We start from the raw sequence: 19,791 nt of genomic DNA, 5'->3' as shown, positions 1-19,791 counted from the left end.
GAATGCAATGCGCGTTGCGGTACTGAGTGTGGCGTGTGCGGCGGTGCTGGCAGCAGCACCTGCCCAGGCACAGGAAGGTGCACCCGATGATGCACAGGCGCTGCGGCGCGAAATTGAAGGCATGCGGCAGACGCTGGAGCGCCTGCAGCAGCGTCTGGACCGGCTGGAGCAGCGCGATGGCAGTGCGCCGGTTGCGGCAACGCCGTCGGCACCGTTGCCCAGGCCGGAGCCGGCCACGCCAGCGCTGGCACGCACCGCGGCAGGACTGCACGCCACCCAGGTGCCAGGGGTCGCGCAACCCGTGCTGCCCCAGCGTGATTCGGTATCCGACCCCTCCACCGCGGCTTCGCGCCCGGACAGTGCGGCCGGCCCGACCGATCCTGACCTGAAGGGCTTCTTCGCCATCCCCGGTACCGACACGGTGATCCGCATCGGCGGCTACGCCAAACTGGATGCGATTGCCGATTCGCGGGCAGCCGGCGACGAAGACCAGTTCATTCCCTCGTCGATGCCCGTCGGCGGCAGCCACCGCGATGTGTCCAACTTCAACCTGCATGCCAAGCAGACCCGCTTCAGTTTCGAGGCACGCCGGCCGACCACCCACGGCAACCTGCGCTTCTACCTGGAAAACGACTTCTTCGGCAGCAGCGACGGCTATCAGTTCCGGTTGCGCCATGCCTACGGGCAGTTGGGCAACACCTATGCCGGCTACGGCTATTCCAGCTTCATGGATGCCGACAGCCTGCCCGACACCCTGGACTTCGCCGGCCCGGGTGGCGCGGGCTACCTGCTGGTGGCCGGCATCCACCACAGTTTTGCGCTGGGCAAGGGCACCACGCTGACGCTGGCCGCCGAAGACCCGGATACCGAGCTGGCCGGGGCCAGCGACAGCGTGATTGCTGCCAACCGGCTGCCGGACGTGACCGTGGCCGCGCGCGTGGAGCGCGACTGGGGCCACCTGCAGTTGGGCGCGGTGGCGCGCAGCCTGGCCTACGACGGTGAGGGCGAGCGCGACCGGCGCATGGCCGGTGGTCTGCAGCTGAGTGGTTCGGCGTCGGTGGGCGAGCGTGACCTGCTGCTGTTCGGTGCACTGGGCGGGCGCGGCCTGAGCCGCTACACCGCCGACCTGACCGGTTCCGGCCTGGACGCGGTGGTGGATGCCGACGGGCGCCTGCGCGCGCTGGACGTGCGCGGCGGCTTCGTCGGCTACACCCACTACTGGTCCGAACTGTGGCGTTCGAACCTGATCTACGGACAGCTGACGCTGGAGCGCAACGCGGCGCTGCCGGCCGACGCGTTCCGCGAGAGCCGCTACGGCGTGTTCAACCTGATCTGGAGCCCAGCCCCGTCGTGGACGATGGGCATGGAGCTGCTGTACGGCCGCCTGGAACAACAGAGCGGCGCGCGCGGCGACACGGTCCGGGTGCAGGGCAGCCTGCAATACAACTTCATCAAGTAGACGCCAGCGGCAGTACGCCCGCGTTTTCCGTCCCCATGCCCGGTGCTGCCGGGCCCATGCCAGGTGCAGGAGAGTGTCATGGCAGAAACCAAGAAGATCGGGGTGGTCGGTGCCACCTTCCTCGTGGCCGGCAACATGATGGGTTCAGGGGTGTTCCTGTTGCCATCGAGCCTGGCCAAGATCGGTACCGCCTCGATCTGGGGCTGGTTGATCACCACCGCCGGGGCGCTGCTGCTGGCGTTCGTGTTCGCCAAGCTTGGCAAGCTGGCGCCCAAGGCCGGCGGCCCATATGCCTACGCGCGTGACTGGTTCGGGCCTTACATGGGCTTCCAGACCAACACCATCTACTGGTTCGCCAACTGGATCGGCAACGTGGCCATTCCGATTGCGGCGGTGGGTTACTTCAGCTACTTCTTCCCGATCCTGTCCGAGCCGCTGGTGCGCTGCATCGCCGTGCTGGTACTGGTGTGGGCACTGAGTTTCGCCAACGTGATCGGTCCGGCCTTCGTGACCAAGGTGCAGACGGTCACCACCAGCTTCGCGCTGGTGCCGATCCTGGGCATCGCCATCTTTGGCTGGTTCTTCTTCGATGCGGACATCTTCAAGGGTGCCTACAACGTTTCGGGTGAATCGAACTTCGGCGCCATTTCCAGCGCTGCCGCACTGACCCTGTGGGCGTTCATCGGCGTGGAATCAGCGTCGGTGACCGCCGGCGTGGTGGAGAACCCGGAAAAGAACGTGGCCCGCGCCACCCTGGCCGGCGTGTTCCTGGCGGCGGTGGCCTATATCGCCAGTTCGTCGGTGATCATGGGCATGGTGCCCAATGGCGAACTGCAGACCTCCGATGCGCCGTTCGCGCTGGCCGCCGCCAAGGCGGTGGGCGGCTGGGGCGGTGGCCTGGTCAGCCTGTGCGCCTTCATCGGCGCGGCCGGTTCGCTGGGTGGCTGGATCCTGCTGACCGCGCAGAGCGCCAAGGCGGCGTCCGACGATGGCCTGTTCCCCAGCATCTTCAGCAAGACCAACAAGGACGACGTGCCGGTGAAGGGCGTGCTGATCGTGGCGGTGCTGATGACCCTGGCCGTGCTGGTCACCTCCACCTCGGAAACCGCGTCGGCACAGTTCGATGTGATCACTTCGGCGGCGGTGGTGCTGACCCTGCTGCCGTACATCTATTCCTGCGTGGCCTGCTATTTCGTGGTGGAACGCTCGCACACCATCGTGCACACCGGTGCGTTCTGGGCGCTGACCAGCCTGACGGTGGTGTACTGCCTGTGGGCGATCTACGGCTCGTCGGGAACCATCGTGCAGTACGCCTTCCTGTTCGTGCTGTTCATCACCGTGTTCTATCCCTTCTTCAGCGAGGAGCGCCGCCAGCAGCGGCAGCGCACCCGTGAGGCGGCCGCGTTGTCCGGCGGCGCCCAGCGTTCCTGAGTTCGACAAGGAGAATCAACGTGTACTTCAAGTCCCTGGATTACCCGGTCATCGTCATCGATGGCGATTACGATTCGCCGCGCATCGGCGGCATCCTGATCCGCGCGCTGGTGGAAGAGCTGCGTGGCAACGGCCAGCGCGTGCTGTGCGGCCTGAACCTGGACGATGCGCGCGCCGGCGCCCGCACCTACGTGGCGGCGTCGGCGGTGCTGATCTCGATCGATGGCAGCGAGGAGGGCGAGGGCGAGTTCCAGCGCCTGGCCGCCTTCCTGCGCGAACAGAGCGCGCGCCGGGCCAACCTGCCGGTCTTCCTGTACGGCGAGCGGCGCACCATCGAGAAGGTGCCCAGCAAGCTGCTCAAGTACATCCACGGCTTCATCTTCCTGTTCGAAGACACCAAGAACTTCGTCGCACGGCAGGTGATGCGTGCGGCCGAAGACTACATGCACAACCTGCTGCCGCCGTTCTTCAAGGCGTTGATCCACCACGCGGCCGAATCGAACTATTCCTGGCATACCCCGGGCCATGCCGGTGGCGTGGCGTTCACCAAATCGCCGGTGGGGCGTGCGTTCCACCAGTTCTACGGCGAGAACACCCTGCGCAGCGATCTGTCGATCTCGGTGCCGGAACTGGGTTCGCTGCTGGACCACACCGGCCCGATCAAGGATGCCGAGGACGAGGCCGCGCGCAATTTCGGCGCCGACCACACCTTCTTCGTCACCAACGGCACCTCCACCGCCAACAAGATCGTCTGGCACGGCACGGTGGCGCGCGGTGACGTGGTGTTCGTGGACCGCAACTGCCACAAATCGCTGCTGCATGCGTTGATCATGACCGGCGGCGTTCCGGTGTACTTCACTCCCAGCCGCAACGCGCACGGCATCATCGGGCCGATCAGTCTGGACCAGTTCACCCCCGAGGCGCTGCAGCAGCGCATTGCCGACAACCCGCTGGCCAGCCAGGCCTACCACGCCGGGTCGAAGCCGCGCATCGCGGTGGTCACCAATTCCACCTACGACGGCCTGTGCTACAACGCCGAAAAGATTGCCGAAGAGATCGGCAGCGCGGTGGACTTCCTGCACTTCGATGAAGCCTGGTACGCCTACGCGGCGTTCCATCCGTTCTACGAAAACCACTACGGCATGGCCAAAGGCAAGCCGCGTGAGCAGGACGCGATCATCTTCACCACCCATTCCACCCACAAGCTGCTGGCCGCGTTCTCGCAGGCGTCGATGATCCACGTGCGCAACTCGGCCAGCCGCGACCTGGATGCCGAGCGCTTCAACGAATCGTTCATGATGCATACCTCCACCAGCCCGCATTACGGGGTGATCGCAGCCTGCGACGTGGCCTCGAAGATGATGGAGGGCGAGGCCGGGCGTTCGCTGGTGCAGGAAATGCACGATGAAGCGATTGCCTTCCGCCGCGCCATGCTGCATGTGCGCGACGACCTGGGCCGTGACGACTGGTGGTTCAGCGTGTGGCAGCCCACGAAGGTGGAGCGCAGCCTGGACAAGGGCGATACGCCGGCACCGCTGGTGGCCAAGCGTGAGGAATGGTACCTGCAGCCCGATGCGCACTGGCACGGCTTCGATGGGCTGGTGGACGACTATGTGCTGATCGACCCGATCAAGGTGACCCTGCTGACCCCGGGCCTGTCGATGGACGGCAGCATGGGCAAGCTGGGCATTCCGGCGGCGGTGCTGAGCAAGTTCCTGTGGGGCCGCGGCATCACCGTGGAAAAGACCAACCTGTACTCGGTGCTGTTCCTGTTCTCGATGGGCATCACCAAGGGCAAGTGGAGCACCCTGGTGACCGAGCTGATGGCGTTCAAGGAGCTGTACGATCGCAACGCGCCGCTGAACCAGGCACTGCCGACGCTGGCCGCCGATTATCCGGTGGCCTATGCCGGCTGGGGCCTGCGTGACCTGTGTGAGGCGCTGCATGCCTTCAACCAGGAATTCGCCGTGGCCAAGGTGATGCGCGAGATGTACGTGGACCTGCCGACCCCGGTGATGACCCCGGCCGATGCCTACAACCATCTGGTGAAGGGCGAGATCGAGCGGGTGGACATCGAACAGCTCAGCGGCCGCATTGCCGCCACCATGCTGGTGCCGTACCCGCCGGGTATTCCCACCATCATGCCGGGCGAACGCTTCGGCGCCAGCGACGAGCCGATCATCCAGTCACTGCGCATTGCCCGCGAACAGAACGCGCGCTTCCCCGGTTTCGAATCGGATGTGCACGGGCTGATCATCGAGCACGACGAAGAAGGCACCACCTACCGGGTGGAGGTGCTGAAGGCCTGACCGTGACGGTCGGACCTTTGGCGCTGCATGGATACCGCCCGCGAACAACGCATCCTGATGCTGTCGATCGGGATGACCGTGGCGGTCAGTGCGGCCGGCTTCCTGGGCGGCCTGCTGGTGGGATCGCAGGCCATCCTGTTCGACGGCATCTACAGCCTGGTGGACGTGGCCCTGACCCTGGTGTCGCTGTCGGTGCTGCGGCTGGTGGCGCGGGAGCAGAGCCCGCGCTTCCAGTACGGCTATTGGCATCTGGAACCGATGGTGGAAGCACTGGGCGGGGTGATCCTGTCGCTGGCCTGCGTCTACGCGCTGGCCAACGCGGTGATCGGGCTGACCACCGGCGGCCACGTGGTGAAGTTCGGGCCGGCGCTGTGGTGGGCCGGACTGATCAGTGCAACCAACCTTGGCATGGCCGCGTTCGTGGCAGGGCAGGCACGGCGCCTGCACTCGCCCTTGCTGTGGCTGGACGTGCGTGCCTGGCTGCTGGGCGGGCTGATGGCATTGGCGGTGGTGCTGGCCTTCCTGCTGGCGCTGGCCCTGCAGGACGGGCCGTGGCAGTACTGGGTACCGTACCTGGATTCGATCGTGCTGATGCTGATCAGCCTGGCCGTGCTGCCGGTGCCCACGCGCGCTGCATTCAAGGCGCTGCGCGAGGTACTGCAGGTCGCGCCCGATGACCTGGACCAGCGCGTGCAGCAGGTGATGCAGGCGTTCGTGCGCGAGCGGGGCTATGCCGGCTTCACCAGCCACGTGGCGAAGATGGGGCGCATGCGCTTCATCGAGATCCACGTGCTGACCGACCCGGCCACGCCGCTGGGCACGGTGGGCGAGGTGGATGCCATGCGCGATGAGATTGCCGTGCGCCTGGATGCACGCGGCGGCATGTTCTGGTTGACGATCGATTTCACCGCCGACCCGGCCTGGACCTGAGCGGCGGCGCGGCGCGCTTCAGCGCAGGTAGTACTCCACCGGCACCACGCGTTCCTGCGGCGCTGGCAGGTCGTCGGGAATGCGCGGCAGCGGCTGCGCGCGGCGGAAGGTCTGCAGGGCGGCCTGGTCGAGCATGGGCTCGCCACTGCTGCGTTCCAGCAGCAGAGTGCGCAGGCGGCCGCTGCGGTCGATGCTGGCGCGCACCCACGCCGTACCCTGCTGGCGGCGCGCGCGGGCGGCACTGGGGAAATAGCGGTGGCGTTCCAGACGCGCCATCAAGCGTGCTTCCCAGGTATCGCTGTGGGTGCCGGCCAACTGCGGTGCCGGTGCGGCGTCGGGGGTGGGCGGTGCTGCACTGATCGACGCCGGTGCCGGGGGCGCGTCGTGGGCCGGCAGGACCAGGGCCGGTAGGGGCTGTGCCTGTGCATCGGGGGTACGACCGTCAGCGGCGGCCAGGGTGCCTTCCTTCGCGCGGCTGGGCGGGGGCGGCGACAGGGGGCGTGGCTGCGCTGGACGCGGCTGCTGGGCCTGGCTGGGACGCTTGGCCTTCAGCTCTTCCAGCGGCTGTGGCGGCGCGGTGGGGGGCAACATGCGCAGACTGATGCGCACCTCTTCGACCGGCGGCGTGGGCCGGGGTGTGGACGTCGTCCAGTGCAGCAGCCCCAGCACCGGCAGCAGATGCAGGCTGGCGGTGATCGCCACCGCCATCCAGTGCGTGCGGCGCTCGCGTGCGCCGCGCCGCGCCGGGCGGGCAGGCGTCAACGGCAATGGCATTGGACGGAGCGCTTGGACGGGCACGGACGGCTGCGGAGAGCGGGACAGGAACGGCCCGCGGCGGCAAGGGCAGCGCGCGCACCTTACCGCAAAAGAGAATCGTTTGCATTAATGCCGGGCCGTCAGGGCCCGCTTCACGGCGCGGCGTTGACTCCGGGGCGCACGTAGTAGGTCTGCCCACTGTCGTCCAGGAACAGCAGTTCCGGTTTGCCCTGCCACGAGGTGAGCATGGCGCCGGTATTGTTCTGGTGGCGGACCATCAGGGTGGCGCCGCGATCGGGATTGGCGACCACCTTGAACACTTCGGTGGTGCCGCTGGCATCGTCAAGGGTGAGCAGGGCTTCGCCGCCACGGTCGCTGGTGCCATAGCCGCCGCGTTCGGAACCGTCCGGGCCGAGCAGGATCACACCGGACAGTGCCGCGGCACGCGGGCCCTGGCTGCGCCCTTTGCTGGTCGGATCGGGTACCGGCGCACCGACGATGACGCGGGCCTGGCCCTTGGCATCGTGGACGACCAGGCCGCGTGCATGGATCACGCGTTCGGGCGACTGGCTGTGGTGCAGATTCCAGGCCGTCCAGCCGGACACCAGCAGGGCGAGGGTGGACACCCCCAGGGTAGTAAGCAGCAACGCACGGGCCATCGTGTAGTCCTTCCTTGGATGTGGCGACGATAGCGGATGCAAAAGCGGATGGGTAGGGCCGACACATCAATGACCCATCAATGGAAATCGCGGCTGTGGCTGCGCAGGCCCTGCAATAGATCGTCCAGCCCCAGCATGCGCTGCACGATGACATGCTGCACGCCGTCCACGCGTTCCAGCCGGCCGTCGATCTGCATCAACTGGGTATCGACCAGGATGCGGTGCTGGCGGTCGGCCACGTGCCGCCAGACCACGGCGTTGACCATGCCGGTTTCATCTTCAAGGGTCAGGAAGGTGACCCCGCTGGCGGTCTGCGGCCGCTGCCGCATGCGCACCAGCCCGGCAATGCGCACGCGGCGGCCATGCCCGTGGGCAGCCAGCTGCGCGGCACCCAGGCAGCCGCGGCTGCGCAGCTGTGCGCGCAGGAACGACAGCGGGTGGCGGCCCAGCGTGGTGCCGGTGCTGCGGTAATCGGCCTGCATGTCGTCCCAGGCGCTGGGCAGCGGCAGCGGCACGCGTGCTTCGCCGGTGGCGCGGGCCGGGTCGAACAGCGGCAGGCGGTTTTCCACGCCGGAAACATCCCAGCGTGCACGGTGGCGATGGCCACTGAGGCCGCGCAGGGCGCCGGCATCGGCCAGCAGGCCCTGCTGGCGGCGATCCAGTGCGACGCGCTGGCACAGATCGCCCACATCGTCGAACGGGCGCCGTGCGCGCTCGCGCAGCAGGGCCTGCACTGCCTGTTCGCTGCAGCCATCGACCAGGCGCAGGCCCAGGCGGATGGCGGCCGCGCCCTTGCTGAAATCGAGGGTGCAGTCCCAATGGCTGTGGCGTACATCCACCGGCAGCACGGCAATGCCATGGCGGCGCGCATCCTGCAGCAACTGGTCGGGGCTGTAGAAGCCCAGCGGCTGGCTGTTGATCAGGCTGGCGGTGAACGCGGCCGGGTGGTGGCACTTCAGCCAGCAGCTGACATAGGTGAGCAGGGCGAAACTGGCGGCATGGCTTTCCGGAAAACCGTAATTGCCGAAGCCCTTGATCTGCTCGAACAGGTGTTCGCCGTACTCGCGGCTGAAGCCGTTGCGCAGCATGCCGGCCAGCAGTTTTTCCCGATGCGGTTCCAGCCCGCCGCGGCGCTTCCAGGCGGCCATCGAACGGCGCAGGGCGTCGGCCTCGCCCGGGGTGTAGCCGGCCGCTTCCACGGCCAGCTGCATCACCTGTTCCTGGAACAGGGGAACGCCCAGGGTGCGCGCGAACACGCGTTCCAGCTGCGGTGGGTAGAGCGGGTTGGCCGGGTCGTTCAAGGCATCGGGGCCCTGTTCGCGCAGGATCCGGCGGCGTTCCAGATAGGGGTGCACCATGTCGCCCTGGATCGGCCCGGGGCGCACGATGGCCACTTCGATCACCAGGTCGTAGAAGGTGCGCGGCTGCATGCGCGGCAGCATGGCCATCTGCGCGCGCGATTCGATCTGGAACACGCCGATGGTATCGGCGGCGCAGATCATGTCGTAGGTCGCGCTGTCCTTGGCGGGCACCGCATCCATGCGGCCGCTGTGCAGCCCGTGCTGCTGCAGCAGGGCCAGGCATTTGCGGATGGCGGTGAGCATGCCCAGCGCCAGGCAGTCGACCTTCATCAGACCGGTGGCGTCCAGATCGTCCTTGTCCCACTGGATGACGGTGCGGTCGGCCATGGCCGCGTTTTCCACCGGCACCAGGGTGGACAGTGGATGTTCGGAAATCACGAAACCGCCCGGGTGCTGCGACAGGTGGCGTGGGAAATCGATCAGCTCGGCGGTGAGTGACAGCAGCCGCCGCATCAGCGCTGTGTCCGGGTCGAAGCCGCGCTCGCGCAGGGTGTCCGGCAGCGGTATGTGCCCTCCCCAGTGGTCCATGGCGGCGCCCAGCTCGTTCACCTGGTCCATCGGCAGGCCGAGTGCGCGGGCTACATCGCGGATGGCGCTGCGGCCCCGGTAGCTGATCGCCACGGCGGTCAACGCGGCGCGTTCGCGGCCATAGCGCTTGAACACGTACTGCAGCACTTCCTCGCGGCGCTCGTGCTCGAAATCGATGTCGATGTCCGGCGGTTCGTCGCGTTCTTCGGAAATGAAGCGCTCGAACAGCAGGTTGCTGCGCGCCGGGTCGATTTCGGTGACGCCCAGCACGAAGCACACCGCCGAATTGGCCGCCGAACCGCGGCCCTGGCACAGGATCTGCTGGCTGCGGGCGAAGCGCACGATGTCCTGCACGGTGAGGAAGTACGAGGCGTAGTTCTTCTTGGCGATCAGCTCCAGTTCGTGTTCGATCTGCTGGCGCTGGGCCGGCTGGATGCCGTCCTTCCAGCGCTCGGGAATGCCTTGTTCCACCAACGCGCGCAGCCAGCTGTCCGGGGTGTGGCCTGCCGGCACCAGTTCGCGCGGGTAGGTGTATTTCAGCTGGTCCAGGCTGAAGTGGCAGCGCGCGGCGATCTGCAGGGTTTCGGCCAGCAGTTGCGGCGGGTACAGCTGGGCCAGCGACGTGCGCGGGCGCAGGTGGCGTTCGCCATTGGGAAACAGGCGCCAGCCGGCTTCGGCCACGCTGCAGCGGTGGCGGATGGCGGTAAGGGTGTCCTGCAGGGCGCGGCGACGGCGCACGTGCATATGCACATCGCCGCTGGCCACCAGCGGCAGTGCATGGCGTTCACCGAAGGCCTGCAGCTGCTGCAGGCGGCGCGCGTCGTCGTGTTCGTGGTGCAGTTCCACCGCCAGCCACAGGCGGTCGCCGAAGCCGGTGCGCAGCCCCTGCAGGTGGCTGGCATCGGGCTGCCGATCCAGCCACAGGCACAGCAGGCCGTCGGGCAGGCCCTGCAGATCGTCGGCCAGGCAACGGTACTCCCCCTTGCCGGCGCGCCGGCGGCAGGTGGTGATCAGCTGGCACAGCCCGGCATAGGCATCCTGGTCGGTACACAGCAGGGCGATCTTCGGCCCGTCTTCGATCTGCAGTTCGGCGCCGACGATCAGCGCCACGCCATGCGTCCTGGCCGCCTGCCAGGCGCGGACGATGCCGGCCAGCGAACATTCGTCGGTGATCGCCAGGGCGCGGTAGCCCTGGCTGGCGGCGCGCGCGAACAGTTCGTCGGCGGTGGAGGCGCCGCGCTGGAAACTGAAGGCCGACAGGCAATGCAGTTCGGCATAGGCGGGCAGTTCTGCGTGCATGCCGGTTCAGCCGAACCAGCCGTGCAGCATCCACGGCGCATGCGGGTCGTTGCGCGGGCGGAACGCCCAGCCGCGTTGCCCGTGCGCGGTTTCCACCACGTAGTAGTCGCGCCGCGCATCGGCCTGGTCCCACCAGCCCGATTCGATCCGCTCCGGGCCAGCAACGATACGCAGGCGCGGGTCGCGCAGCGGCTGTGGTGCCTCCAGCAGCCAACCGGGGCGCAGCGGCCAGTGCGCGGGGGGCTTGGCTGGCGGCTGGGTGCCGCTGGCACGCTCGGGGCGATGGTCGGCCTGCACCGCCAGCGGTTGCACGGCATCATCGCCCAGCCGCGCGCGCAGGCGTTCGCGCAGCTGGTTCCAGGGCATGGCCTGGGCCGGGCGGGTGTCGAACAGATCGCGCGCCACCGGCACGAACGGCGGCAGTTGTTCGGCCTGCAGGCGCAGTGCGCGGCTGCCGGCGGGCAGGGCGAAGGCTTCCATGCGGTTGCGGGCGATTTCGAACAGCAGCGCGGCATCGCGTTCGGGTGCCAGCAGGCCGATGGTCAGCACGCTGGCCGGCAGCAGGTCGTGTTCGAAGTGCAGGTCGAAGCGCTGCACGCCGCCATCGCGCGAGCAGAGGAAGGCGCCCAGGTCCAGCAGCAGGCGCCGCAGCGGGAACAGCAGGGCCTGGCTGGATTCGATTTCGTATTCGAATTCGATGCGGGCATCGAAACGGTCCGGGGGCTGGTAGTAGCGCAGTGGCGTGTTGTCCAGGCCGCGCACGGCATCGAGCTGCTGCAGCACCTGCGGGGCGAAGCGGCGGGCCAGGCTGTCGCGCGGCAGGTCGAACACCGCGCCCAGCGTACGCAGGCCGGAACGACCGAGCACGGTGACCGCATCGGCGGGCAGGCCGCTACGTGCCAGCGGCAGCGGCGCCAGCGCGGCCGCCAACTGCGTGGCATCGATGCCCAGGCCGTCGTGCACGTTGGCCAGCACGCGCGCGGCATGCGGGTTGGGCGCGGCCACCAGGCGGTGGCGGAAACCGAGTTCATGCAGGCCGTGGCGCAGGCGCTGTTCAATCTGTGGCCAATCGCCGAACAGGGCGCGGCTGGCGTGGATTTCCAGCACCAGCGCATGCGGGAAATCGAGGCTGACCTGCGAACTGTAGGCGTACAGCCAACTGGCCAGCAGTTGCCGGGTCTGCTGTTCGGCGGCGGGGTCGTAGTCGTGCAGTTGCATGTCCTGCACCAGCACCTGCGCGGCCGACAGCAGCATGCCTGGGCGCAGGCCGGCGGCCCGCGCGGCCGGGCTGACTGCGCGCAGCACCCGGCGCTGGGCCGGGCCCTGCAGCAGCACCAGCGGCCGCTGCGGGTCCGGCTGCTGGCGCAGTACGCTGTCCAGCGCCAGTTGCGGCAACAACAGGCAGGCCCAATGCATGGCGCGGCCTCAGTGGGCGATGGCCAGCGGCAGCGGCTGCGCAGGCGGCAGCCCGCCGCGGCACTTCAGCACGCGCACCTGGCCGGGGTCGAGCTGCAGGCGCAGGCTGGCCGGCGACGGATTGCGTGCGGCGCGCGCTTCGCGGAACACGAAGCCCAGGCACTGGCCACTGTCGGCGGCCACCTGCAGCCGGCGCAGGGAACGATCATCGGCCTGCTGCGGCCAGCACAGCACCGCCGCACAGGCGGCCGAGCGCAGGCACTGTTCGGCCGCCCACAGCGCCTGCTTCGGCGCGGCGTGGATGATCTGCAGCTGGGCCAGGTCCAGCCCGGCCGCGGCCCAGGCCGGGGCATGCGGCCGATGCGGCGGGGCGACCAGCACGATCGGCCGATCGCGCTGGCTCAGCTTGGCCAGCGCCGGCCAGACCAGGGCCAGTTCGCCCACGCCGGGGCAGGCCAGCAGCACTTCGCACAGCCCGCTGGCGGGCCAGCCGCCGCCGGGCAGGCGGGCGTCCAGGGCCGGGTGCCCGCTGGCCAGATGGTCGCTGGCCGGGCCATGGCGGGCCGGGCCGCGCCACAGTTGGCGGCCATCCAGCAAGCGGTCCAGGGCGACGACGGCACCCATCAGCCGGTCCTCCAGGGGAGGCGCCGGGCAGGCAGGAAGCGGCGGCATTGGACGGAAGCGGCAGGCATGGAACGAGTATCGACAGGCCGGTATCAGGGGCTGAGACCGGACATGCTACTCGCCTTGTGAGTAGAATTACTAATGAAATCGAGGGGTGGGTTTCAGGTTGCTGAAGGGGCAGGGAGTGCCGACCAAGGTCGGCACCTACCGGTATGGGACGCCATGCGTGGATGGGAGAACGGTGCCGACCAAGGTCGGCACCCACCCGGCATGGCCCGGCGTTACCCGGCGCGTTACCGGCGTACCGGCAGGGCTACCGGGCGCAGTGGGGCGGCGTCGCCGCCGCGGATCTTCAGCGGGCCGCCGATGAAGGCGAACTCGTAGACCTGGTCACGGGCCAGTTCGTCCAGCGCCACCAGTTCGATGATCGGTGCGCCCTGCTGGGCCAGCAGGTAGGTGTGCAGCGGCACATAATCATCGGACACCTCCGAGGGGAAGGTCTCGAAGCTGAGGTTGTCGGCGCCGACGATCATCGCGCCACTGTCTTCCACCAGGAAACGGGCCGCGTCCAGGCCCATGCCCGGCGGGTTGACCATGTAGGCGCGGGGCTGTTCGAACAGGCGCATGCGACCGGTGCGGATCAGCACCACGTCGCCCTGCTGCAGGGTGACGTGCTGGCGTGCCAGCGCATCCTTCAGGTCCTGGCGGGTAACGCGGTAGCTGTCCGGCAGCATGTCCACGCCCTTGGCGCCGGCCACGTCGATCAGCACGCCACGGGCGATCAGCGGCGGGAATTTCTCGATGCCGGTGACCTTCCAGCCACGGTCACCAAGGTGCTCATCGGCCTCGAAGCCATTCCAGATCTTTCCGTGGATGCCGAAGTGGTTCAGCGCATCGATATGGGTGCCGGTGTGGCTGTACATCGAAAACGCGGTGCCGGTGTAGCTGCGGGTGAGGTTCATGGCCTGGCCCACACCCATCGGGTCGTCCACCACGGTGCCGCGCGGGGTATGGGTCATCCAGAACTGGTAGTGCGGGTCGCCGGCGTCCTGCCAGCTGGGCATGCCCACGTAGTATTCGGTGGCCAGGTCGTAGGCCTTGCCGCCGCTGACCCGCGACAGGATGGCGGCACGCGAGGCATCGGTGATCAGGTTGAGGCGACCGATCTCGTCCTTCGGTCCCCAGGGGCTGGTGCCGACCTGCTGACCGGACGGAACGCGTTCGTGTGCGGGCGCGGCAGTGGATGCAGCAGTGCTGGCCAGCAGCAGGGCCAGTGCGCTGGCCAGGGTACGTGGGGTCATGGGGTTTCTCCTTGCAGGGTGGGGAAGGGCGCGGCGGTGGCCACGACCAGGGGCGCCAGGGCTTGGCGCAGCTGTGGCAGCGGCAGGGTCTGCAGGCGCAGGCCGTGCCCGCCGATGACGGTGGGAATGGAACGGATGCCGAGGGCGGCGGCTTCGGCGCGGTCGGCCTGTACGCGCTGGCGCACGGCGTCGCTGCGCATGTGGCCAGCGAAGACGCCGCGCCGGTGGCCCAGCGATTCGGCGATGTCCAGCAGGACGTCGGCATTACCGATGTTGCGGTGCTGGTGCAGGTGCGCCCACTGCACCGCATCGAACATCGCGCCATGGGCATCGTTGCCGCCGAGCACGCCGGCCGCCTGGCAGGCCAGTGCGCCCAGCCAGCCGGAGGGATATTCGAACGTCTGCGCGCGCATGCCGTCGATGTCGATGCGCGCGGTGTCTTCATGCGCCGCGCAGTCGACCCAGTGGCGCAGGATCGTGTCCTTGGCGCGCGGCATGGAACCGAAGACGTCGATCATCCGGGCGCGCGAGTCCTGCAGCACGAAGCTGCGGTGGCGCACCTGGATGCCCAGTTCGGCCGAAACCTGCTGCAGGCGCGGGGCCAGCACGAAGCACCAGCCGCAGACCACATCGTGGAAGAAGTCGACCACCGGCGTGGCGGTGGTGGGGGAGGGAGCGGAAGACATCTGCCTGCCATCGGTGAGAAGGGAGGCGGCAGCGTAGGCAGCGCAGCGTGGCCGAAACAGCGGGTTTCGGGCAGCTCAGTTTTCGCTGGCGGTTACGAATCCAGTCCCGCGCAGCCGGGCAGTTCGGCGTGCAGGAAATCGATGAAGGCCCGCACCTTGGGCTGCAGGTGGCGGGCGGTGGGGTAGACCGCATGGACAAAGCGCGGGGGATAGCGGTGGTCGGCCAGCACCTGCTGCAGGTCGCCGCATGCCAGCGCAGGCGCGGCCAGGAACGAGGGCAGCGCGCCGATGCCCAGGCCCGCCAGCAGCAGGTCGCGCAGCAGCAGGCTGTTGTTGGCGGTCACCCGTGCCGGCAGGGTGATCGTGACCTGGCCATCGGGGCCCAGCAGCGGCCAGCTGCCCGGTGAATCGGACAGGCTGTAGGCCAGCACGCTATGCGCATGCAGATCCTGCACGGTGTGCGGCGCGGGGTGCTGCTGCAGGTAGGACGGTGCCGCGCACAACACCTGCTGCAGCGAGGCCAGCCGCCGCGCCACCAGGCGTGAATCGTCCAGCTCGGCGCGCAGCCGCAGCGACACATCGAAGCCTTCGCCCACCGCATCGAGCAGGCGGTCTTCCATCACCAGGTCCAGCGACAGCTGTGGATGCTGCTGCAGGAAGCGCGGCAGCAGCGGCGACAGCGTGCTCAGCGCGAACGACTGCGGTGCGTTCACCCGCAGGCGCCCGGCAACCTCGCCACGCTGCTCGGCGATGCCGCGTTCCAGCGCGTCCAGTTCGTCCAGCAGGCGGCAGCACTCGCGGTAATAGGCGTGGCCGGTTTCGGTCAGGCTCATGCGCCGCGTGGTCCGCTGCAGCAGCACCACGCCCAGGTGCGCTTCCAGCGTGCGCAGCTGTTTGCTCAAGCCGGCCGCTGACAGCCCCAGGTCTTCGGCCGCGCGGGCCAGGCCGCCGCGTTCGACGATGCGACGGAAGGTGCGCATCAGGTTGAAGGAATCCATGCCAGCCCCGGCGCGAAGAGGGCGCCATTGTAGATCCACGCCATGCGTGGATGGATTTCCATTGGAATTGAATCCATGGAGATCCGACCCCTGTGCCGACCAACGGTCGACACCCACCACCATCAGCAGCAGGTTCCATCAGCAGCAGGTTCCATCAGCAGCAGGTTCCAACAGCAGCAGGTTCCAACAGCAGCAGGTTCCAACAGCTCGCAGGAAACCGTCGAAGGCGGGGTGGGTCCAGTGGCAGGGGCGTGAGCCGCATGGATGCGGCGACCGAGCTTACATGGACGTACTTGCAGCGTCCCCTGCCACCGGACCCACACCGCCATCCCACGGAATGCGGGCTTTTGACGTCGACGTTGACGTTTCCTCTGCGGGTGCCGGGCGCCGCCCGGCCGCCCGTCAGCGCCCGTGTGGGTCCGGCCGGTGGTGCACGTACTCGACCACGGTGCCATCGGGGTGCACCGCGTTGAACGCCGCGCCGGTGGGTACCACCTGCAGCGGGAAGATGATCTGCGCGCCGGCTGCGACCAATCTGTCGTGATAGGGCCGCACGTCATCGACCAGCAGGGTGCCGGTGGTGGAGGTGAACGGCGCCAGTGCGGTGTCATTGCCTTCGATCAGCAGGAAGGCACCGACCATGGCCAGGCGCAGGCCGGCATCGGGGAAGGGGAAGCCCGCGTCGGCCACCACGCCCTGCAGTTGTTCGTAGAAGGCCACCCGTGCTTCCAGCTCCCCGGGGGCGACGAACACGCGGATCAGCACGCGTGGGCTGCGCTGGCTGGAGGTATCACAGCGGTCGCGCCAGAGATGGTCGAAGTCGCGGTGCAGGGTCATGGGCAGCGCTCGGGGCCGGGAATTCCATTATCGGCAGCACCACACGCTGCACTGATGACCAGCGGTGATGGTCTGATAACCAGCTTGCGCGCGGGCGCCTGTGACTTAGGTCCTGTTGACAGCGATCAACGCCCTCGCACAATCTTCACATGATGGGTCGCCGTGTGCGGCCCGGGCAGGCAGGTTGTCACGCCGGGAGGAGGGTCCCGCGCGCAGACCGGCCCGTCCTTTGGCCTGCAGGTGTTGCCTGGCAACGCTTGCGCGGCATGACGCTGCACCCTTCGGCGGCACTTTCCCTGGACCGATTGCCTTGGCAACGGAATTACGCCTGCCGATGAAAACGTTTACAAAGCCGCTTGCCCTGTCCCTCGCCCTGTCTGCCGCATTGGCCGCCCCGGCCTGGGCCGACCCGGCCGCCTTCACCGTGCTGACCTTGGACCAGGCGCCTGCGCCGGACGCGATGCCGGCCCTGGCGGCGCAGCTGAAGACCCTGCAGGTGGACGCGGTGAGCGTGCGCCAGGTGCAGCGCGGTGTCGGCCAGGTCGATCCGTTGCAGCTGCTGGCCGATGGCCTGGGCTACGACTACCGCTTCATTGCCGCCGGCCAGGATGATGGCCAGACCCAGCGCGGCCAGGCCGTGCTGACCCGCTTGCCGATTGCCACGGAAAGCGGCCCGGACCAGCCGGGCCTGAACTACCTGCGCCTGGATGACGGCCGCCACACCGTGGCCGTCTACACCGACGCCGGTGCCGGTGCCGCGCAGTTGCCGGCGCTGGTGTCGCGTTCGCGGTTGGGCGCACCGGCGGTGCTGCTGGGCGCGGTGGCCAGTGAATCGGCCAAGGCAGCGGGTTTCGATCCCTCGCGCGTGGCCCTGGAAGCCGATGCCAGCTATTTCAGCGATGGCTTCCAGGCGGCCAGCAGCGCACCGTTCAAGATCGATGGCAATGGCCTGCAGGCAACCCTGCTGACCCTGGCCTACGCGGCCGACAAGGGCGGTGAGCGCCCGTGGATGGATGCCAGCCTGAACGCCGATGCGCGCGCTGCGTTGCTGCTGAAGGCGATGACCGAGGACGAGAAGTTCCAGATGCTGCACAGCTACTTCGGGCTGGGCAAGGATGGCGGTCCGCTGCCGGAAGGCGCTGTGGGTTCGGCCGGTTTCGTGCCGGCGGTGCCGCGCCTGGGCATTCCGGCGCAGCAGTCGGCCGATGCCGGCGTGGGCGTGACCAATCCGGGTGGCATCCGTCCGGGTGATTTCGCCACGGCCATGCCCTCGGGCCCGTCCACCGCCTCCAGCTGGAACCGCGAAGTCGCCTTCGCCGGTGGCGCAACCATGGGCCGTGAAGCCTGGCAGCAGCGCTTCAACATCCTGCTTTCGGGCAGCGTGAACCTGCAGCGTGACCCGCGCAACGGCCGCAATTTCGAATACGCCGGTGAAGATCCGCTGCTGGCCGGTTCGATGGTGGGCGCGCTGATCCAGGGCGTGCAGAGCCAGCACGTGATTTCGTCGATGAAGCACTTCGCGCTGAACGACATGGAAACCCGCCGCAACTTCCACGACGTGCGCATCGGCGAACAGGCCATGCACGAATCGGACCTGCTGGCCTTCGAGATCGCGCTGGAAGCCGGCCGCCCGGGCGTGGCGATGTGCTCGTACAACAAGATCAACGGCACCTACGGCTGCGAGAACGGCTACCTGATGAACCAGGTGCTGAAGCAGGAGTGGAAGTTCCCCGGTTTCGTGATGTCCGACTGGGGCGGCGTGCACAGCGGTTCGAAGGCGGCGCTGGCCGGCCTGGACCAGCAGTCGGCCGGTGAAGTGTTCGACGCGGCGGTGTTCTTCGACGAGCCGCTGCGCTTGGCCGTGCACGGCGGCGTGGTGCCGCAGGCGCGCCTGAATGACATGGTGGCGCGCATCCTGCGCACGATGTTCCTGCACGGCAACTTCGACAACCCGCCGCAGCACCAGAAGATCGATGCCGAAGCCGGTTTTGCCGTGGCCCAGCGCACGGTGGAAGAAGGCAGTGTGCTGCTGCGCAACGAGGGCAACCTGCTGCCGCTGGCCGACAGCGTGAAGCGCATCGTGATCATTGGCGGCCATGCCGACAAGGGTGTGATCGGTGGCGGTGGTTCGTCGATGGTGGGCGTGACCGCCAAGGGCACCAATGCGGTGCCGGGCGTGCTGCCCACCACCTGGCCGGGCCCGGTGATGTTCCACCCGTCCTCGCCGCTGGAATCGCTGCGTGCAGCGCGTCCGGATGCGACCATCGAATATGTGGACGGCAGCAACGCTGCTGCGGCGGCCAAGGCTGCCGCGCAGGCGGACGTGGCCATCGTGTTCGCCACCCAGTGGGCGGCCGAATCGGTGGACCTGCCGGACATGAAGCTGCCTGACAACCAGGATGCACTGATTTCGGCGGTGGCCAAGGCCAACCCGAAGACCGTGCTGGTGCTGGAAACCAACGGCCCGGTGCGCACGCCGTGGCTGGCGCAGGTGCCGGCCATGCTGCAGGCCTGGTACCCGGGCATCCGTGGTGGCGAAGGCATTGCCGCGCTGCTGACCGGCCAGGTGAACCCGTCCGGCCGCCTGCCGGTGACCTGGGTGGTGGACGAATCGCAGCTGCCGCGCCCGCACGTGGATGGCCTGGGCTTCAAGCCGGCCAAGCCGTTCGGCGATGTGTTCGATTTCGATATCGAAGGCGCCAACGTGGGCTACAAGTGGATGGCCGCCAAGGGCCTGACCCCGACCTTTGCCTTCGGTCACGGCCTGTCCTACACCTCGTTCGCCTATGACAACCTGAAGGTGAGCGTGGAAGGTTCGCGCCTGGTCGCCAGCGTGGACATCCGCAACACCGGCAAGCGCGCCGGTGCCGACGTGGCCCAGCTGTACCTGAAGCTGCCGGCCGGCAGCACCACGCCGATCCGCCTGATCGGCTACGACAAGGTGAGCCTGCAGCCGGGCGAACAGCGCCGTATCCGCATCGAAGCCGAGCCGAAGACGCTGGCGCACTACGATGCGCAGGCACGCCAGTGGAAGATCGACGGCGGCACCTACCAGGTGCAGCTGTCGCGCAACGCAGCCGAACCGCTGCAGAGCGTGGACGTGCAGCTGGTGGAGCAGGTGCTGCGTTGATACCGCAGGTGATGGATGCTTGAAGACACGGCCCCGCAAGGGGCCGTGTTTGTTTGTGGGGGTGTTG

The 19,791-nt window shown here is 68.1% G+C and carries 14 protein-coding genes; 5 read left to right on the top strand and 9 right to left on the bottom strand.

Going from position 1 to position 19,791, the window contains the following annotated elements:
* Positions 1-7 precede the first annotated feature (7 nt).
* The 4 genes from C1931_RS11470 (at position 8) to C1931_RS11455 (ending at position 6,129) form a co-directional block, all read left to right on the top strand.
* Positions 8-1,459: a DcaP family trimeric outer membrane transporter gene (locus C1931_RS11470; RefSeq protein ID WP_108756441.1), complete on the top strand. Its 1,452-nt coding sequence runs from the start codon at positions 8-10 to the stop codon at positions 1,457-1,459.
* Positions 1,460-1,537: 78 nt separating this feature from the next.
* On the top strand, positions 1,538-2,890 hold the full coding sequence (gene adiC / locus C1931_RS11465) for an arginine/agmatine antiporter (protein WP_108756440.1): 1,353 nt from the start codon (positions 1,538-1,540) through the stop codon (positions 2,888-2,890).
* Positions 2,891-2,910: 20 nt separating this feature from the next.
* Positions 2,911-5,199: an Orn/Lys/Arg decarboxylase N-terminal domain-containing protein gene (locus C1931_RS11460; protein WP_108756439.1), complete on the top strand. Its 2,289-nt coding sequence runs from the start codon at positions 2,911-2,913 to the stop codon at positions 5,197-5,199.
* 27 nt (positions 5,200-5,226) lie between these two features.
* Positions 5,227-6,129, top strand: coding sequence for a cation diffusion facilitator family transporter (locus C1931_RS11455; RefSeq protein ID WP_108756438.1), 903 nt, complete (start codon positions 5,227-5,229; stop codon positions 6,127-6,129).
* An 18-nt stretch (positions 6,130-6,147) separates the two neighbouring features.
* Here the strand turns inward: C1931_RS11455 and C1931_RS11450 are convergent, their stop codons facing one another.
* From C1931_RS11450 to C1931_RS11410, 9 genes are all read right to left on the bottom strand, one after another.
* Positions 6,148-6,903: an energy transducer TonB gene (locus C1931_RS11450; protein ID WP_108756437.1), complete on the bottom strand. Its 756-nt coding sequence runs from the start codon at positions 6,901-6,903 to the stop codon at positions 6,148-6,150.
* A gap of 134 nt (positions 6,904-7,037) precedes the next feature.
* Positions 7,038-7,544, bottom strand: coding sequence for a hypothetical protein (locus C1931_RS11445; protein WP_108756436.1), 507 nt, complete (start codon positions 7,542-7,544; stop codon positions 7,038-7,040).
* A 77-nt stretch (positions 7,545-7,621) separates the two neighbouring features.
* Positions 7,622-10,732: an error-prone DNA polymerase gene (locus tag C1931_RS11440; protein WP_108756435.1), complete on the bottom strand. Its 3,111-nt coding sequence runs from the start codon at positions 10,730-10,732 to the stop codon at positions 7,622-7,624.
* Positions 10,733-10,738: 6 nt separating this feature from the next.
* Positions 10,739-12,148 (bottom strand): DNA polymerase Y family protein, encoded by a 1,410-nt coding sequence (locus tag C1931_RS11435; RefSeq protein ID WP_108756434.1) that lies wholly within the window; start codon positions 12,146-12,148, stop codon positions 10,739-10,741.
* Between the two features lie 9 nt (positions 12,149-12,157).
* The gene (gene imuA / locus C1931_RS11430; RefSeq protein ID WP_108753349.1) at positions 12,158-12,772 is read right to left on the bottom strand and encodes a translesion DNA synthesis-associated protein ImuA; all 615 of its coding nucleotides are present in this window, start codon (positions 12,770-12,772) and stop codon (positions 12,158-12,160) included.
* A gap of 293 nt (positions 12,773-13,065) precedes the next feature.
* The gene (locus C1931_RS11425) at positions 13,066-14,073 is read right to left on the bottom strand and encodes a cyclase family protein (RefSeq protein ID WP_108756433.1); all 1,008 of its coding nucleotides are present in this window, start codon (positions 14,071-14,073) and stop codon (positions 13,066-13,068) included.
* Entirely contained in the window at positions 14,070-14,759 is a 690-nt protein-coding gene (locus C1931_RS11420) for a DsbA family protein (protein ID WP_108756432.1), read from the bottom strand. Before C1931_RS11420 ends, C1931_RS11425 begins: the two co-directional genes overlap by 4 nt.
* A gap of 92 nt (positions 14,760-14,851) precedes the next feature.
* Positions 14,852-15,757 carry a LysR family transcriptional regulator gene (locus C1931_RS11415; protein ID WP_108756431.1) on the bottom strand — a complete coding sequence of 302 codons (906 nt, stop codon included), beginning with the start codon at positions 15,755-15,757 and terminating at the stop codon, positions 14,852-14,854.
* Positions 15,758-16,159: 402 nt separating this feature from the next.
* Entirely contained in the window at positions 16,160-16,594 is a 435-nt protein-coding gene (locus tag C1931_RS11410; protein ID WP_108753345.1) for a glyoxalase, read from the bottom strand.
* Positions 16,595-16,928: 334 nt separating this feature from the next.
* Here C1931_RS11410 and C1931_RS11405 point away from each other — a divergent pair, with 334 nt between their 5' ends.
* A complete protein-coding gene (locus tag C1931_RS11405; RefSeq protein WP_108756430.1) occupies positions 16,929-19,724 on the top strand; it encodes a glycoside hydrolase family 3 C-terminal domain-containing protein in 2,796 nt (931 codons plus the stop codon).
* Positions 19,725-19,791: the final 67 nt, after the last annotated feature.

Origin of the sequence: Stenotrophomonas sp. YAU14A_MKIMI4_1, assembly GCF_003086855.1 — a bacterium.
Lineage (GTDB): Bacteria > Pseudomonadota > Gammaproteobacteria > Xanthomonadales > Xanthomonadaceae > Stenotrophomonas.
Note: the sequence above shows the minus strand (reverse complement) of the source record. Positions and strands in the feature narration are given on the sequence as shown.

Coding starts and splice junctions, on each gene's coding strand:
- C1931_RS11470 (WP_108756441.1), top strand. CDS start 8: ATGCGCGTTGCGGTACTGAGTGTGGCGTGTGCGGCGGTGCTGGCAGCA.
- adiC (WP_108756440.1), top strand. CDS start 1,538: ATGGCAGAAACCAAGAAGATCGGGGTGGTCGGTGCCACCTTCCTCGTG.
- C1931_RS11455 (WP_108756438.1), top strand. CDS start 5,227: ATGGATACCGCCCGCGAACAACGCATCCTGATGCTGTCGATCGGGATG.
- C1931_RS11450 (WP_108756437.1), bottom strand. CDS start 6,903: ATGCCATTGCCGTTGACGCCTGCCCGCCCGGCGCGGCGCGGCGCACGC.
- C1931_RS11445 (WP_108756436.1), bottom strand. CDS start 7,544: ATGGCCCGTGCGTTGCTGCTTACTACCCTGGGGGTGTCCACCCTCGCC.
- C1931_RS11440 (WP_108756435.1), bottom strand. CDS start 10,732: ATGCACGCAGAACTGCCCGCCTATGCCGAACTGCATTGCCTGTCGGCC.
- C1931_RS11435 (WP_108756434.1), bottom strand. CDS start 12,148: ATGCATTGGGCCTGCCTGTTGTTGCCGCAACTGGCGCTGGACAGCGTA.
- imuA (WP_108753349.1), bottom strand. CDS start 12,772: ATGGGTGCCGTCGTCGCCCTGGACCGCTTGCTGGATGGCCGCCAACTG.
- C1931_RS11425 (WP_108756433.1), bottom strand. CDS start 14,073: ATGACCCCACGTACCCTGGCCAGCGCACTGGCCCTGCTGCTGGCCAGC.
- C1931_RS11420 (WP_108756432.1), bottom strand. CDS start 14,759: ATGTCTTCCGCTCCCTCCCCCACCACCGCCACGCCGGTGGTCGACTTC.
- C1931_RS11415 (WP_108756431.1), bottom strand. CDS start 15,757: ATGGATTCCTTCAACCTGATGCGCACCTTCCGTCGCATCGTCGAACGC.
- C1931_RS11410 (WP_108753345.1), bottom strand. CDS start 16,594: ATGACCCTGCACCGCGACTTCGACCATCTCTGGCGCGACCGCTGTGAT.
- C1931_RS11405 (WP_108756430.1), top strand. CDS start 16,929: ATGAAAACGTTTACAAAGCCGCTTGCCCTGTCCCTCGCCCTGTCTGCC.